The 15,526-nt window shown below is 63.7% G+C and carries 14 protein-coding genes and 1 tRNA gene; 6 read left to right on the forward strand and 9 right to left on the reverse strand.

All coding sequences use genetic code 11. From position 1 onward, the window contains the following. The first annotated feature begins 11 nt into the window (after window positions 1–11). Window positions 12–1,742 carry an aldehyde ferredoxin oxidoreductase family protein gene (locus BDK88_RS05545; protein ID WP_130499517.1) on the forward strand — a complete coding sequence of 577 codons (1,731 nt, stop codon included), beginning with the start codon at window positions 12–14 and terminating at the stop codon, window positions 1,740–1,742. Between the two features lie 33 nt (window positions 1,743–1,775). Here the strand turns inward: BDK88_RS05545 and BDK88_RS05550 are convergent, their stop codons facing one another. Then, window positions 1,776–2,111: a hypothetical protein gene (locus BDK88_RS05550; protein ID WP_130499518.1), complete on the reverse strand. Its 336-nt coding sequence runs from the start codon at window positions 2,109–2,111 to the stop codon at window positions 1,776–1,778. A gap of 290 nt (window positions 2,112–2,401) precedes the next feature. Here BDK88_RS05550 and BDK88_RS05555 point away from each other — a divergent pair, with 290 nt between their 5' ends. Further along, window positions 2,402–3,496: an IS630 family transposase gene (locus tag BDK88_RS05555; RefSeq protein ID WP_130499519.1), complete on the forward strand. Its 1,095-nt coding sequence runs from the start codon at window positions 2,402–2,404 to the stop codon at window positions 3,494–3,496. A 274-nt stretch (window positions 3,497–3,770) separates the two neighbouring features. Here the strand turns inward: BDK88_RS05555 and BDK88_RS05560 are convergent, their stop codons facing one another. Beyond that, window positions 3,771–4,907, reverse strand: coding sequence for a thiolase family protein (locus BDK88_RS05560; protein ID WP_130499520.1), 1,137 nt, complete (start codon window positions 4,905–4,907; stop codon window positions 3,771–3,773). A 185-nt stretch (window positions 4,908–5,092) separates the two neighbouring features. Here BDK88_RS05560 and BDK88_RS05565 point away from each other — a divergent pair, with 185 nt between their 5' ends. Then, window positions 5,093–5,746: a DUF5806 family protein gene (locus BDK88_RS05565; RefSeq protein WP_130499521.1), complete on the forward strand. Its 654-nt coding sequence runs from the start codon at window positions 5,093–5,095 to the stop codon at window positions 5,744–5,746. A 117-nt stretch (window positions 5,747–5,863) separates the two neighbouring features. Next, on the forward strand, window positions 5,864–7,021 hold the full coding sequence (locus tag BDK88_RS05570) for an MFS transporter (RefSeq protein ID WP_130499522.1): 1,158 nt from the start codon (window positions 5,864–5,866) through the stop codon (window positions 7,019–7,021). Window positions 7,022–7,418: 397 nt separating this feature from the next. On the opposite strand, the gene BDK88_RS05575 is transcribed toward BDK88_RS05570, so the two are convergent. The 4 genes from BDK88_RS05575 to BDK88_RS05590 form a co-directional block, all read right to left on the reverse strand. Continuing rightward, window positions 7,419–7,502 (reverse strand) — tRNA-Leu (locus tag BDK88_RS05575). Between the two features lie 66 nt (window positions 7,503–7,568). Next, complete coding sequence (locus tag BDK88_RS05580) at window positions 7,569–7,907, reverse strand: ferredoxin (protein WP_130499523.1); 339 nt, start codon at window positions 7,905–7,907, stop codon at window positions 7,569–7,571. Window positions 7,908–7,967: 60 nt separating this feature from the next. After that, on the reverse strand, window positions 7,968–8,918 hold the full coding sequence (locus tag BDK88_RS05585; RefSeq protein WP_130499524.1) for an oxidoreductase: 951 nt from the start codon (window positions 8,916–8,918) through the stop codon (window positions 7,968–7,970). A 124-nt stretch (window positions 8,919–9,042) separates the two neighbouring features. Then, window positions 9,043–9,561 carry a peptidylprolyl isomerase gene (locus BDK88_RS05590; RefSeq protein WP_130499525.1) on the reverse strand — a complete coding sequence of 173 codons (519 nt, stop codon included), beginning with the start codon at window positions 9,559–9,561 and terminating at the stop codon, window positions 9,043–9,045. A gap of 114 nt (window positions 9,562–9,675) precedes the next feature. Here BDK88_RS05590 and BDK88_RS05595 point away from each other — a divergent pair, with 114 nt between their 5' ends. Beyond that, window positions 9,676–10,659 carry a succinylglutamate desuccinylase/aspartoacylase family protein gene (locus tag BDK88_RS05595; protein ID WP_130499526.1) on the forward strand — a complete coding sequence of 328 codons (984 nt, stop codon included), beginning with the start codon at window positions 9,676–9,678 and terminating at the stop codon, window positions 10,657–10,659. A gap of 9 nt (window positions 10,660–10,668) precedes the next feature. Here BDK88_RS05595 and BDK88_RS05600 read toward each other — a convergent pair whose 3' ends face one another. The 3 genes from BDK88_RS05600 to BDK88_RS05610 all read right to left on the reverse strand — a co-directional run bounded on the left by BDK88_RS05600 (window position 10,669) and on the right by BDK88_RS05610 (window position 14,245). Then, window positions 10,669–11,670 (reverse strand): FAS1-like dehydratase domain-containing protein, encoded by a 1,002-nt coding sequence (locus BDK88_RS05600; RefSeq protein ID WP_130499527.1) that lies wholly within the window; start codon window positions 11,668–11,670, stop codon window positions 10,669–10,671. Window positions 11,671–11,858: 188 nt separating this feature from the next. Continuing rightward, entirely contained in the window at window positions 11,859–13,022 is a 1,164-nt protein-coding gene (locus BDK88_RS05605; RefSeq protein ID WP_130499528.1) for a CaiB/BaiF CoA transferase family protein, read from the reverse strand. Between the two features lie 140 nt (window positions 13,023–13,162). Continuing rightward, the gene (locus BDK88_RS05610) at window positions 13,163–14,245 is read right to left on the reverse strand and encodes an anthranilate phosphoribosyltransferase (RefSeq protein ID WP_130499529.1); all 1,083 of its coding nucleotides are present in this window, start codon (window positions 14,243–14,245) and stop codon (window positions 13,163–13,165) included. Window positions 14,246–14,461: 216 nt separating this feature from the next. Here BDK88_RS05610 and ahbB point away from each other — a divergent pair, with 216 nt between their 5' ends. Next, the gene (gene ahbB, locus BDK88_RS05615; RefSeq protein ID WP_130499530.1) at window positions 14,462–15,502 is read left to right on the forward strand and encodes a siroheme decarboxylase subunit beta; all 1,041 of its coding nucleotides are present in this window, start codon (window positions 14,462–14,464) and stop codon (window positions 15,500–15,502) included. Window positions 15,503–15,526: the final 24 nt, after the last annotated feature.

The raw sequence follows: 15,526 nt of genomic DNA on the forward strand, positions 1-15,526 counted from the left end.
AGTGTGGTAGTATGAACCACTCACGGGGCCCATTGTGTTCGATCGACGTGGGCGAACGCACGGCTGAGTCCGTCTCGATCGACGACATCCTCGAGTCCTCGATCGGCGGCCGGGCACTCGGGACGCGACTCGCCCACGATCGGATCCCGTTCGACGCCGATCCACTGGGGCCGGACAATCGACTCTACTTCGCGACGGGGCCACTCCAGCACTCGACGATGAGCTTTACCGGCCGAATGTCGGCGACCGGCGTCTCGCCGCTGACCGACGGGCTGCTCTCATCGAACGCCGGTGGCTTCCTCTCGCGGAACTTCACCGGGACGGGCTACAGCGCCGTCGAGATTACTGGTGCGAGCGATGAGCTCGTGATCGTCCACGTCAGAGACGAGGTCGACGAGTCACACTCGTCGGGCAGCGAGACGGCGTCTCGCCCACGTGTCGAGTTCGAACCGGTCCCCGAGCTCGCCGAGGCGACCGTCCCCGAGACCTGTGCGTACATCGAAGACGAACACGGCCTCGGCTCGGAGCACACCGTCGTCATCGGCCCGGCCGGCGAAAACGAGGTTCGGTTCGCCTCGATCATGACCTCCGAAGAGCGCGCGTTCGGTCGCGGTGGGCTCGGCGCGGTGCTGGGCGCGAAAGGCGTCAAGGCGATCACGTTCGATGGCGACTCGACCCGCGAGATCGAGCTTCCGGCGCTGCAGATGGAGATCCACGGCGAAGCCGCCCAGTCCGAGAACCCGATGAAAGCCCAGGGAACCACGTCGGTCACGGAGTATGCGAACATGGTCGAAGCCCTGCCGACCCGATACTTTTCGGAGCTTTCTTTCGAGGGAATCGAGGGCGTCAGCGGCGACCGCGTCGAGGAGAAAAAGTACAAGAAAGGCACCTGTTCGTCGTGTGCCTTTGCCTGCAAACTGCCGACCAGAGACGAGGAGTCGGGCCTCGAGACCGAGGGCCCCGAGTACGAGACGCTGATGGCCTTCGGCCCCAACTCGGGCGTCGACGATATCGTCGACGTGATGCAATCGAACAAGCTGTGTGACGAACTCGGGCTCGACACGATTTCTGCGGGCGACACCGTCGCGGCCTACCTCGCGAGCAAGGACGAGTTCGGCAACGCCGCGTTGATCCACGACCTCGTCGAGCGGATCGCCTACCGCGAGGGCGTCGGCGACCTGCTCGCAGAGGGTATCGATCGGATTCACGACGAGTTAGGCGTCGAGAATTGGACCGCCAAGGGCATGGAGTTCCCCGCCCACGACGGCCGCACGCTGAACGGCCAGGGACTTGCCTTTGCAACCTCGAATCGCGGTGCCGACCACATGTACGCCGAGTTCTACCCCTACGAGTACCCGCTGGTCGACGCCGACGACGCCTTCGACAAAGCCGGACTCGAGGGGAAACCGCCGAAAATCGTCGAACTCGAGAACATCAACGTGATCAAAGACAGTGCCGTCCTCTGTAAGTTCTCGCGGGATTTCATCACCGAAGCCCGCCTCGAGACGTTACTCGACGCCGACTACGACGAGTTGCTCGCGATCGGCAGCGAGATCGTCTCGCTCGAGCGCCACTTCAACAACCAGCGCGGCTTCGACCGCGAGGACGACACGGTGCCCTACGAGATACCGGACTTCGAGCAGGGACTCGAGGCGTACTACGACGAACGCGGCTGGAACGACGACGGGACGGTCCCCGATGCGGCACTCGAGGGGAGTACGGACATCGTCGCCGACGACTGATCTCAGCGACCCGACGCGAATCGTTGCGTTCTGTCACTTCCCGCGCCCAGCGTCGTCGCTGTCGTCCTCGAGGTCGTCCGCCGTGAGCCGGTTGTCACCGCGAGACGGCAGCGTGGTGTCATCGGCCCGCGACGGGTGGATGTTGACGTTGTTTCCCCGATAGGGGTCCGTTTCGGGGTCGTAGGACAGCTCGCTGCGCTCGAAGAGGTAGATGAAAAAGCCGATCACCGGAACGAAAAACGTCAGTGCAGCCCACTTTTTCGGTGGCTCGAGCCCGACCCGTCCGGCATCGTAGTAGGCGACGCCGGTCAGGCCCAGATGCCAGACGAGCGGAATCCCCACGAGTATCGCCAGCAACAGCCGTTCCATACGCGTGCTGACGCGCTCGAGCTACCTAAATCGCCGGTTGCTCGATTCCGATCACCGGTCTTTGATTCGTGTGGTCGGTCATGGGACTCGAGGTGGCCTTCTGTCGCGAGAACGACAGATCATACCAGCGGACGACGGTCCTGCAATCCTGGCGGCACGGAATCACCACATCCTCCCCAGCCGATTCGCTCGGTCACTCCGTTCCCTCGCTCATCCCTCGCACGCTTTTGAGCCTCGGTTCGCTGTAATGATCGTGAAAACTTTTGTTGGCCACGTTCGCTCACCAGGTGATGGGTGAAGATCGTCGGAAGGAGATCAAATATCATCTTTCAGAAGAGGAAATTGATGAACTCCTCCGCGAGGCTAAAGACGATCGCCGGAAAGAGCGGTTGGGTTTTCTGAAGAACCTCTATTATGGCGATTCGATTGCGGAAGCTGCCGACCGTGAGGGCAGGTCGGCAGCGACCGGCGGTCGCTGGGCGGATGCTTGGAACGAAGGTGGGCTCGAAGGATTGATGCCGAGTTTCGGGGGCGGTCGACCCCCGAAACTCGACGAAGACGAACAGGAACAGTTGGTTGAGATGCTTCGAGAAGGACAGCCGTGGAAATCACAGGAGATTCGCCATCTTCTCAAACAGGAGTTCGACGTTGAATATCACCCGGACTATCTCGGGAAATTCCTCCGTGAATTGGGCTTATCGTATGCAAAACCCCGCCCAAAACGTCCATGGCGACCGGAGAATCCAGAGGAGATTCTCGAAGAGCGCGTCGACGACGCGCTCGACGAAGATGATCAACCCCACAACAAACGTGAAGGAGATGATGAAGAAGGGTGGATCGTCAACGACGATATCTGTACAGATGGTGGCACTGTTCTCGGGTTTTTCGATGCATCACAACCACAACCGTATGATAATTCACGACGTGTCTGGTACGTCGATGATCCACACGTTGAGCGGCCGTTAGTGAAGACAGAAGACTCGGCGGTTGGGTTCTACGCAGTGAACGGCACCAGTGTGGTCCAGTGGAAAGAAACCGAAGAGAAAGAGCAGATCTGCAAGGTGTTAGAGGCGGTACGCGAGCAGAATCCCGGCAAGCGGATTCTGCTCGTCTTGGACAAGCACGGCTCCCACATCTGTGAATACACGCGCAAGCGGGCGCACCAACTTGGCATCGATCTCGTGTTCCTTCCTTCAGGATCACCACATCTCAACCCAATCGAACAGGTTTGGAAATACCTCAAGTGGACGATGGCACCGATCATCGTTGAGAACGAAGACGAGTTCCACGAACTCGTCAAGGACGTATTTGATCAAGTGACACAACGAGTCAGTTTCGCAAAGAGCTGGTGTGAGAAGTTCCTTGATTTTCAAAAGTTTCCTTGATCATTACAGCGAACCGAGTCACGGCGCGCGCCACTGCACAGGAGTCGTTTCGCTTGCTACTCACTGATCGACCGAATCCTCACTGTCCAGTTCAGTTGACCTCGAACTCGATCGCCGCACCCTGACGCAACCACCTTTTGTCTCGCTCGCGGACGGCTGCTCACGGGTCGCTTCGCTCCCCGTTCGCAGTCCGCGGTTCTCACTCGCGTGGCTCGTTCCGAACCGCGCTCCCCTCACTCGCAAAATCTGGACCAAAAATCCCAGACCAACCGTCTTAGTTGACCTCGAACTCGATCGCAGCCCCTTGTCCAAAGCCGACACACAGCGTCGCCAACCCGAGACCGCCGCCACGTTTCTCGAGTTCGTGGAGTAGCGTGACCGGCAGGCGGGCACCCGAAGCTCCCAGCGGGTGGCCGATCGCGATCGCGCCGCCGTTGACGTTGAAGATCTCGGGGTCGATCCCGAGTTCGTCACGGGCGTACACCGTCTGACTGGCGAAGGCTTCGTTGAGTTCCACGAGGTCGTAGTCGTCGATATCGCGACCGTTTCGCTCGAGCAGGCCCCGCGTCGCCGGGACCGGGCCGATCCCCATCACGGTGGGGTCGACGCCGGCGACGTTGTTCATGCCGACCTCGGCCATGATCTCGAGGTCGTGTTCGTCGGCGAAGGCCTCGCTCGTGACGAGCAGTGCGGCCGCGCCGTCGGAGATCTGGGAGGCGTTACCGGGAGTAACCATGCCATCGGATTTGAACACGGTCGGCAGCTCGGCGAGTTTCTCGGGGGTTGTACCGGGCCGGAGCCCCTCGTCTTCGGTGACGGTGTCGTCGCCAGTCTCGATCGGGACGATTTCGTCGTCGAAGCGGCCCGATTCGGTGGCGTCGACTGCGCGTTGTTGGCTGCGGGCGGCGTACTCGTCCTGTTGCTCGCGGCTGATGCCGTACTCCTCGGCGACTTTCTCAGCGGTCATCCCCATCTGGAGCTCGCCGATGTTGTACAGTTCGGCCAGCCGCGGGTGGACGCTGCCCATGTTCTCGCCCATCGGGACGCGACTCATGTTCTCGACGCCGCCAGCGATGATGGCGTCGCGGTTGCCGGCCGCGATGGCGTCGGACGCCGAGATGATCGCCTGCATCGAGGAGGCACACCACCGGTTGATCGTCGCCGCGGGAACGTCTTCGCCCAGTTCAGAGAGCAAGGCGATGACGCGAGCGACGTTGTTCCCCTGCTCGCCGCGTTGCTGTGCACAGCCCCACATCAGGTCGTCGATTTCGGCACTCGAGAGGCCCGTTTCCGCGAGAATCTCGTCGATCAGCGGGACCGAGAGGTCTTCGCTGCGGACGTCAGCGAACACCCCGTCTTCTTTCCCCTGCGGCGTTCGGACTGCCTTCACGACGACTGGCGTCTGTGTCATGTCCTACCGAATGCCGTACACGGCCTTAAATCCGGTCGAACTCGAGTTCATACGTGAGCCGTTTACGGCCAGTGATATCCCTCGCTGGGTCGATTTCGACCGCGATCGGCCGCAGATTGCTGTCGGCCGATGAGCGGACTCGCTCGAGAACAACCCTTATCTCGGATTGTTGGGAATACGCGGACATGGACGAGGACGGAGCGAACGCCGCTCGAGTCGATGGCGATACGGAATCGGGTGCCGACGACGCAGGCACCACCGACACGGACAGCCCAGGGGCAACCGACGAGGCAGCGATGCCGGGCGTCCCGGACCCCGATCCACAAGAAAACGACGTGCCTGACGACGTCCAGAAGTACGCCCGCTTCAAGAAGATGGACGGCGCACAGTACGACCGGGTCAACGACTTTCTGCGGGATCGCACCTACATCACCGCCCGCGAGTGGGCGATCGCCCGACTCTGTTCTGACTTCCGGACCGAGACTGGCGTCGAGATGACCAAGATCGGCGAGAACCTGCCCGACCTCGTCCCCTTCATGACCGACACCTACACGCCACAGGCGGTCAACCAGGCCCGTGCCTCCTTCGAGGAGAAGGTTCGGATGGCCGGCGCAACGTTTCTCTACGGCGCGATGTGTGATTTCTTCACCGCCGAAGAACTCGACGACGTGATGTACGAGGCCACCGAGGTTGCCAAATTCCTGCTCGAGGTCGAGGGCGTTGACCTCTCGGTCGAAGACGAACTCGAGGCCGAAGAGCGCATCTCGAGTGTCATGCGCGAGGTCCGTGAGGCAAGCGCGGAACTCCGCGCGGAAGACGTCACCGAGGCCGACGAGTAGGCGCTGTTTCGCCTATCGACGCGGTCGCACTCGAGACGACCGGATCCTGGCAGATAGCCGTCCGTGACGCACTGTCGGTTTCGCAACGCTTGAGAGCCGCTATCGACAACAGTGTCCGTGTCCCGCGCTCGCCTCTTCGGGTCTCTCTGTGGCCTCGTCTTTCTCCTCAACCTCGCCAGAATCGTCTTTGCGCCGCTGCTGGACGTGTTTATCGCCGAGTTCGCGATCGGCGAGGCGACCGCCGGACTCATCGCGACATTGGTATGGGTCGGCAGCGCGTCCCTTCGACTCCCAACCGGGTGGGTGCTCACCAAGGTCCCGCGACACCGCGTCGTCGTCGCCTCGGGCGTCGTGCTCGCAGCCTCCTCGGCGTTCGCCGCGACCGCGACGACGGTGCCACATCTCATGGCCGGGTCGTTCCTCATGGGCGTCGCCTCGGGCATCTACTTCGTCTCGGCGAACCCGCTCCTGAGCGAACTCTATCCGTCCCGCGTTGGCCGGGTCATGGGGATTCACGGGGCAGCCAGCCAGCTCGCCGCGGTGATCGCCGCGCCGTTCGTCGCGCTCTCCGTGCTCGTCGACTGGCGATTCGCGCTGTGGGTGATCGCCGCCGGCGCGGCGCTTGGCACGGCCTACACCTGGCTCGCTGCGAAGGGAACCAAGATGCCGACGGCGGGACGTGCGGATCGGGATTTCGTCGCCGGCGCACTCTCGGAGTGGCGCATCATCGTCACCGCGCTGGCACTCGTCGGCGCGGCGGTGTTCGTCTGGCAGGGCGTGTTCAACTTCTACGAACTCTACATGCAATCGAAGGACCTCTCCGACCGGACCGCGGGCACGATGCTCACGCTCGTCTTCGCCGCCGGCGTGCCGGCGTTTTACGTCGGCGGTGATCTGGCCGACCGATTCCCGCACGTCCCGTATCTGCTCGGCATCGTCGGGGCGTTCGCCGCGTGCCTGCTTGCGCTGACGCTCGTCGACGGCCTGCTCGCGCTGGTCGTGCTGACCGCCCTCCTCGGCTTTATCATCCACGCGCTGTTTCCGGCCGCGGACACGTACCTCCTCGATACGCTCCCCGACTCGACCCGGGGCAGCGCCTACGCCGTGTTCAGCTCCGTCTGGATGCTGACCCAGTCGCTGGGCTCTTGGCTCGTCGGGCTGATCCTCGAGCGCGGCTATGCCTATGACACGGTGTTTGCCACCGCCGCGCTCTGTCTTGCCGGCTCGATCGTCGTCCTCGCTGTGCTCGAGCGAGCCGGCCGGCTTCCGAGTTGATACAAGATGTCGGACTGGAGTCAGTGAGAAGCCGCTCGCGAAAGCTGGCTGTCTCTATCGATGACAGCCGACCCTGATACGGGCTCCTGTCAGTCAGTTCCGGTGCAACCGCGACAGTCCTGCGGTTGCACCGGTAACTCGTTACAGCAGACCGTATGAGCGAGTGATCTTCAAATAGGTCTGTTGGACAGTATGAGAGGTCTCGAGGCCGATTGTGAGGGCTGGGATTTGAACCACGCGAAGACGGTCGCTCTCGCGTCGCTCGAGCGCTGTCGTTCGAGACGGCGGAGCCGTCTCGGGATGACGGAAGGTGCCGCTTGCACCTTCCGAACCACGACTTCTCTCGTTCAAATCCTGCGTCTCGCAGACACGACTCTCACTGTCGTTCGAGTCGGTATGCGAGGGCTGGGATTTGAACCCAGGGACCCCTACGGGAGCGGGTCTTAAGCCCACCGCCGTTGGCCTGCTTGGCTACCCTCGCACAGAAGGCAGTCAGTCGTTGTCCCGGGGTGGGGATGTGCGTTTCGGTGTGCGCTCGAGGCGAAGCTCACCAGTCGACGCTCAGCGTGCCGTCGCCGTGGGGGTCGGGGGCGATCTCTTCGTCAGTGCGGCGGTCGACGACGTGGATACACCCGTCGTCTTTCTTGGCGGGACAGACCTCCGCGGCACGGACGTTGTGCTCGAGGTCCTCCTCGCTGATGAAGTATTCCTCGGGCTGGGCCATACCCGAGGCGATCGACATCTCCCAGTTGTCGCTGACTTCGGCGCACTTGCCCGCGCCAAAGCACTTGTTGGCCTCGAAGATGATCTTGTAGGGCTTCTCTTCGACCGGCGGTGCGTCGCTCGAGCCGACATCGCTGGCGCGCTGAATACCGTCGTCGCTCATGTGTCCTCGTTCGAGCGAGTGGCCTTTCGCGTTACGGTTGGGCCGAATGAGAGAGACGACCTACGCCGAGACCTCAGCGTTCGGCTCCGGTAAGTCGTAGGTGATGCCGGTCAGCTCGCTCGAGACGGCCCACAACCGACGCGCGGTCTCCTCGTCGTAGGAGCGCTCCGAGGAGGCTTGGCGTTCGGGCGTCCCACGCATGTTCATGAATCCGCCGGGGCCGTAGTACGCGCCACCCTCGGCCTCGGGCGCGGTCGCGGCGTACAGCGTCGGGAGCGCGCCCATCGCGGCCGGCTGGGCCAGAACCGTGTTCATGGCCCACATCGCGGCTTTTCGCAGGCGGCTGCCGCGCTGTTCGGGGCCGCGAAACTGCAACTGCGTGTTCGCATAGCCCGGATGGACGGCGATGCTCTTTGCGTTGGCATCCGCCGTCAGCAGCCGGCGCTCGAGTTCGTACGCGAACAGTACGTTCGCCAGCTTCGACTGGGCGTAGGCATCCCACGGGTCGTAGGACTCCTCGTGCTGGAGTTCGTCGAAATCGATCTCGCCGCGCTCGTGGATGCCACTCGAGACGGTGACGATCCGCGACTCGGACGCATCGTGAGGGTGGAGGTTCTCGAGCAGCAGCCCGGTAAGCGCGAAATGACTGAGGTGGTTGACGCCGAACTGGGTCTCGAAGCCGTCCGCGGTCTCCGAGCGCGGGATCGCCATGACGCCCGCGTTGTTGATCAGGACATCGAGGGCCGCGTCGCCGAGTCGGTCGGCGAACGCGTGGATCGACTCGAGATCGCCCAGATCGCACGCCTCGACGCGCAGGTCGGCGTCGGGGACGTCCGCGCGCACGTCCTGCGCCGCATCCTGGCCCCGCTCTGTGCTCCGGCAGGCCATAATCACCGTCGCGCCGTTGCGTGCGAGTTCCCGGGTCGCCTCGAGGCCGATGCCGCTGTTCGCGCCCGTGACGACGACTTGGCGGCCCTCCTGGTCGGGAATGTCGTCGGTCGTCCAGTCCATACGCGTGGTATGCTACCGCGGCCCTAAAGGCGTGTGCCAACGATCTCTCTCGGTGTGCGCGGCTTCGGCGGGATTGAACGGGCTGCCGACGGGTATTCCAGCGATAAAACAGCGGGTTCGGCAGTTACTCGTAGTTGACCGAGACGGACTCGAGGACGACGTCCTCTTTCGGACGGTCGTTGGCGTCGGTGTCGACGCTGCCGATCTCGTGGACGACGTCCATCCCATCAGTGACCGTGCCGAAGACGGAGTGGCGGCCGTCGAGGTGGGGCTGGGCGTCGAGCGTGATGAAGAACTGCGAGCCGTTGGTGTCGGGCCCGGAGTTGGCCATGCTCAGGATGCCCTCGTCGTCGTGGCGCAGTTCGTCGTGGAACTCGTCGTCGAACTGGTAGCCGGGGCCGCCGCGGCCGGTTTCGGTCGGGTCGCCGCCCTGGATCATGAAGCCCTCGATGACGCGGTGGAAGGCCACGTCGTCGTACAGCGGCTCGCCTTCGACTTCCTCGCCCGTCTCGGGGTCGGTCCAGGTCTTGCCGCCGGTCGCGAGGCCGACGAAGTTGTCGACGGTGCGCGGTGCGCGTTCGTCGTAGAGTTCGACCTCGATGTCACCTTTGTTCGTGTGCAGGGTCGCAGTAACGTCTCCCATACGTCGGGGTCGACGGGACGACTGAAAACGATAGTGGTCTCGCGTCGCGGTCGGTGTGGGTTACCGTCGACTCGCGGCCGCAAGTACATACCGCCGGCCGTGGAACGACCCGCCATGAGCGACGGCACGCACACGGCGGAGCAGGTCACGCTCGATCGATTGCCGTCGGGCGTGGAACTGACGACGACGGTCCACACCTATCGGGGCGGCAAGCCAGGACCGACGCTATACGTGCAGGCGGCCCAGCACGGCCGCGAGATAAACGGGACAGAACTGCTCCGCCGGTTTCACGAGCGCCTTCCTCTCGAGTCGCTGTCAGGGACCGTGATCGCCGTCCCCGTCGCGAACCCGCTGACGTTCGATCGGGTCTCCTACACGACGCCGGAGCCGTTCGACAGCGTCAACCCGAACATGAACCGAGTCTGGCCGGGCGACGCCGATGGCAGTCTCCACCAGCGCATGGTCGCCCGCCTCTGGGAGTACGTCACGGCGGCTGACGCCGTCGTCGATCTCCATACGGGCAGCCCCGACATGCTCCCCCATGTCGTTTACAGCGCGGGCGATGACCGATCCCAGTCGCTTGCCGAAGCTTTCGGGACCGATCTCCTGCTGGCTGAACGGGCCGGCGACGACGCGCCGGACGCATGGTCCCAACGTGATTTCGACGGCAAGCTCCGTGTTACCGCCGCCGGCGAGGGGATCCCCGCGATCACGCCCGAACTCGCCCACAACAAGCAGATCCTCGAGGGAGTCGTCGCCGACGGCGTCACGGGCTTGCTCGATGTCTGTCGTCAGCTCGATCTCCTTCCCGGCTCGGTACCCGAACGTGATCAGACCGTCGCCCACAATCACGCCGGACAGGTCACTGCCACCGAGTCCGGACTATTCCGACCGAATCCGACGCTCGAGGTGGGCGACGTGGTCGAGGCAGGGACGCCGATCGGGACGGTCTATCATCCGACGACGTACGAATCGCGCCACGAGCCATGCGTCGACCGCGACGGCCTGCTCTATGCACTCACTCGAGAAGCGACGGTGACTGCTGGCGACCAACTCGCGAGCGTGGCGGTGGTCGACGACGAGAATTTGATCGCGTAATCGGCGGTATCAATCACCCCTCGAGAGATCGACTGTCGCCGAACCGGTCAGCAGCGTCTTGTCTGCGGCCGTCCGTGCCTCGAGTGCCGTCTCGACCGTTCCGGCGTCGGGGTCGATCTCGGCGACCTCGCCCGTCGCGACAACAGTATCGCCGGGGAAGACTCGCGACCGAAATCGGACATCGAAACGCGTGACGTCCCGCAGGTCGAACCAGCGGGTGACGACGCGGGAGGTGATGCCGGCAGTTAACATCCCCTGGCCGAAGACGGTCTCATTGCCGGCGGCCGTCGCGTACGGTTCGTCGTAGTGGATCGGATTGAAATCACCGCTCGCGCCCGCGTACCTGACGAAGTGCCGACGCTCGAGATCGTCCACGACGACCGTCGGGCCGCTGTCGCCGACCGCGAGTCCGTCGAGGTCGCGGACTCGCTCGAACCCGTCGCCGGTCGGTGACGGACCGTCGCTGTCGGCCGTGACGGCTCCACCGTTTGGCTCGGCCATGTCGTCTGCTGTATGCTCATCGACAACCGCGTCCTCCGTCTCGAGCATGGTGGTCCGTTCGGTGAGCACGCGGTCGTCGTGCTGATCTCTGTACTCGGTCTCGAGGTGGGCGACGGTCATCGTCCCCGCACGGCCCCCTTCGCGCTGGAAGACGTTCGTGAGGGTGGTCGTTCCCTCGAGGATGTCGCCGACGAACAGCGGGCGCTCGTATTCGTGGCACTGTTCGCCGTGGAGGACGTACTCTGGTTGGAAGCCGAGGTCGAAGCCAGTACCCTCGATGCCTTCGGGCGTGTGTCGCGGAAACCGGCTGACCTGGCTGTAGGTCAGCGGCGCAGGCACGCGGTCGTAGCCCCGCGTTGCAGCGGCCGCTGTGTCACGAAACACGGGGTCATTGGACGTGATCGCGCGTGCAAACTCCGCGACCTTGCCGGCCTCGATGCGGAACGCCTCCGTTGTCACTCGTGAGTCGCCGACCATCGCCTCGAGTTCCGCGAGTGACTTAGTCGGCATCGTAATGTCCCCCGGCCGTTTGACCGGTCATCGCCGGCGGTCGTTCCGTCGTGGGGCGGTGCGTGTCGGGACCGTCCTGTCCGCGTCTCATTACCACCACGGTTTGCGGACGGCTGACATAACAGTATTCCCGGTCGCGGCCACTCGACTGAAACCGCTACTCAAGGCCGCTCGAGTGAGTCAGCGAGTTAGCGGATGACGCCCGCGTCGCGGAGGGCAGCTCGCTGTGTCTCGTCGTAGCCCACCGACGCGAGCAGCTCGTCGGTGTGCTCACCGTGGGCCGGGAGCGACTCGTCGTCGCTGTCGGGTGCGTCCGATCCCGCAGCCGGGAACCCGACTCGTGGGGGTGCATCGTCCGGCCGTTCGACCAGTCCGCGGGCCTCGAACTGTGGGTGCTCGAGGGCTTCGGCCGGCGTATATACTGGTCCAACCACCGTCTCGTCACCCAGCGTCTCGAGCCACTCGTCCCGCGAGCGACTCGCGAACAGGTCGGCGAGTTCCGCACGGATGGCTTCCATTTCGGCTGGATCGTCGGTCTCGTGAACGTCGATGAGATCTTCACGCCCGACGTCCTCGCAGAACGTGGTCCAGAACTTCTCTTCGAGTGCCGCGAACGTCACGTATCGGCCGTCTTCAGTCTCGTAGATATCGTACCAGGGCACCGCGCCGGTGAGTGCCGTCTCGCCGGGGCGGGGATCATCGCCGGTAAGCGCCTCGTAGGAGAGGCCCTGCGAGAAGGAGGCGACCACGTCAGTCATGGCGATGTCGATGTACTCCCCGCCGTTGCCGAGTTCGCGCGAGAGCAGGCCGCCGACGATGCTGAACGCCGCGAACAGGCCGCCGCCAAAGTCGCTGATCTGATAGCCCGGAATTTGCGGCGGTTCCGACTCGTCCTCGCGGGTCATATCAAGCAGCCCGGAAACGCCGACGTAGTTGAGGTCGTGACCCGCGCGGTCTGCGTACGGGCCGGTCTGGCCGTAGCCCGACAGCGAACAGTAAATCAGGTCCGCGTTGTACTCGGTCAGCGTCTCGTAGTCGATCTCGAGGCGGTCAGCGACGCCCGGTCGGAACCCCTCGAAGACGACGTCGGCGTCTTCGACCAGCCGGTAGAACGCGGTTCGGCCCTCCGTGGATTTCAGATCGAGTGCGACGCTTCGCTTGCCGCGATTGACGCTGTCGAACAGCGCGCCGACCTCGCGGTCGGTCATCGGCGGCATGTGTCGGGCGTAGTCGCCCGTCCCAGTGTCTTCGACCTTTATGACGTCGGCACCTGCGTCGGCGAGCAATTGCGTCGCGTACGGCCCCGGGAGAAGACGGGTCAGGTCAAGTATCTGAACAGAATCGAGTTGCATGTGCTCACGTGACGGGCCGTTCTCAAAAGCCTACTGGCGCTCTTCGCTCTGTGGGCGGCGCTTGAGTCACACCGTTCCGGTCGACGACGAACGAACCGCGATCGGAAAACAGCGGAGAACTGCCCGGTTTCGTCGACCGCTCAGTACGCCTGTAGCTCCTCGAGGACGGCTTGGGCGCTGCCGTCGGCGATGACCTCTCGGGCCTGCTCGAGGCCGTCGTCCAGGCTGTCGACGTCCTGGCGGGCGTACATCCGGAACGCGCCGTTGAGCGCGATCGCGTCGGCGAAGTGGTCGTCGCGCTCGCCGGCGAGGACGGCTTCGGTGATCGCTGCGGAGTCGGCTGCCATGTCGTCGACGGCGAGGTCGTCGCGTTCCATCTCCATGCCGTATTCGGCGGTTTCGATCTCGTAGTCCTCGAAGGATTCGTCGCCGTCGGCTCCTGTTTCGTCCCACTCGGCGACCTTCGTATAGCCGGGGCGGATGTCGTCGTAGCCTTCCATCCCCTGGAAGAAGATCGCCCGGGAGTAGTCGAGTTGGTCGCTTTCCTTGATAAGATCAGTCAGCTTCTTCGCGAACGCGAGGTGGTAGAACGAGCCCAGGTGTACGTCGGCGTTCGCCGGGTTGGCAACGGTCTCGATCGTGTTGACGAAGGTTCGGACACCCATCTCGTCGCGACGCTCGAAGAGGTCGTCGATTCCGGGGTTGAACGCGGGCTGATAGTAGAAGCCGAAGCCGGTCTCGTCGACCATGTCGGCGCTTTCCGTTGGCTCGAGTTCGGTCCGGACGCCGAGTTCGTCGAGGACGTGTTTGTACGCCGTGGCCTTCTGGGAGGGGACGTAGTCGCCGGAGTGGACGACGACCGGCGTCCCCGCAGCGGCGGCGACGACGCCGGCACCGACGCCGAGGATAGCGGACGTGTCCTTCCCGTCGTAGTTCGCACCGCAGTCGACCGGATCACACTCGGGCTCGGCGGTGACGACCGACTCCTCGCGCATGACGTCGGTGTAGGCCGACAGCTCCTCGGGGTTGTTGCGCTTCCAGCGGTTGGCCAGCCAGAACGCACCGAGGGTGGTGTCCTCGGGCTCGCCCGCCAGAATCCGCTGGAACGCCTCGCGAGCCTGCGCGTGGCTCATGTCGTCGGCCGACTTGGGACCCGAACCGATGACCTCCGTCAGCAGGCGTTTCAACGGCCATTCGCCGAACGTCTGGGATGCCTTCGCCATGTGCGGCCGTTGGAACGGACGGCGCAAAAACCCCCCGTTTCCTGCATCCTTCCGGGAAACAGTCCGTGAATACCCGCTCACGTCTCCGCCCGTGTCTGAGTGTACGTGGTGTATATAATCGGCCAGCAGCGGAACCGTCTCCTGGGAACCCACTGGCACTGTCGATGACCGAGGAGTCCCGAAACCACTACGGTGGCCGTCTCCCTAGAACGGCCAATGAGCACCCTGTCGGGGAACTGGCGTGAGGCCATCGACGACGTGGACGCAGCGCTGATCGACGGCTACCAGAGCGGCTTCCCGATCGAGGAACGGCCGTTCCGGCGGCTCGCTACCGACCTCGAGATCGACGAATCAGACGCGGTCGAACGCGTTCGCGCGCTCAAGGAGGAAGGGATCGTCCGCCGGTTCGGCGCTGTCCTCAATCCGCCGGTGATCGGCTCGTCGACGCTCGCTGCCGTCCAGGCACCGGAAGACCGCTTCGAGGAAATCGCAGCGATCATCAACGACTACCGGCAGGTCAACCACAACTACGCCCGCGACCACGAGTGGAACATGTGGTTCGTCGTCACCGCCGGGTCACAGCAGCGACGCGACGAAATCCTCGCCGAGATCGAGGCCGAAACTGGCTGTGCGGTCCTCAACCTGCCGATGTTGACCGACTACTACATCGACCTCGAGTTCCCCGTCGTCAATAGCGACCGGTTCGCCCGCGAGTCCCTCGAAGATCGCACCGATTCGTCGGCCACTCGGATCAGCGAGGAAGCGACTGGCGATCTCTCGGCGCTCGAGGCAGACCTCTTGCTCGAGATTCAGGACGGCTTTCCGCTGTCGGCGACGCCGTATCGCGACATCGCCGACGCGATCGGCTCCGACGTCGAGGACGTCCTCGAGGCCGTCTCTCGGCTGCTCGCAAACGGCTGTATCAAACGGATCGGCTGTATCATCAACCACGTCGTGACGGGCTTCGACGCCAACTGTATGGTCGTCTGGGACGTTCCCGACGAGAACTTAGACGAGTGGGGCGAGCGTGCGGGTGGCTTGCCGTACGTGACGCTGTGTTATCACCGGCCGCGCAGGCCCGACCAGGAGTGGCCGTACAACCTGTTTACGATGATCCACGGCCGCGATCCCGAGGCCGTCGACGCGAAGATCGACGAACTCGCAGCCGACTATCTTCCCGTCGACCACGAGCGACTCTACTCGACCGAGACGCTAAAGCAGACGGGCGCACGCTACGATGATCTGATCGGAACCTAACGCTCGTCTCGGCGACTGATACGG

This window comes from Natrinema hispanicum (assembly GCF_004217335.1).
Taxonomy (GTDB): Archaea; Halobacteriota; Halobacteria; order Halobacteriales; family Natrialbaceae; genus Natrinema; species Natrinema hispanicum.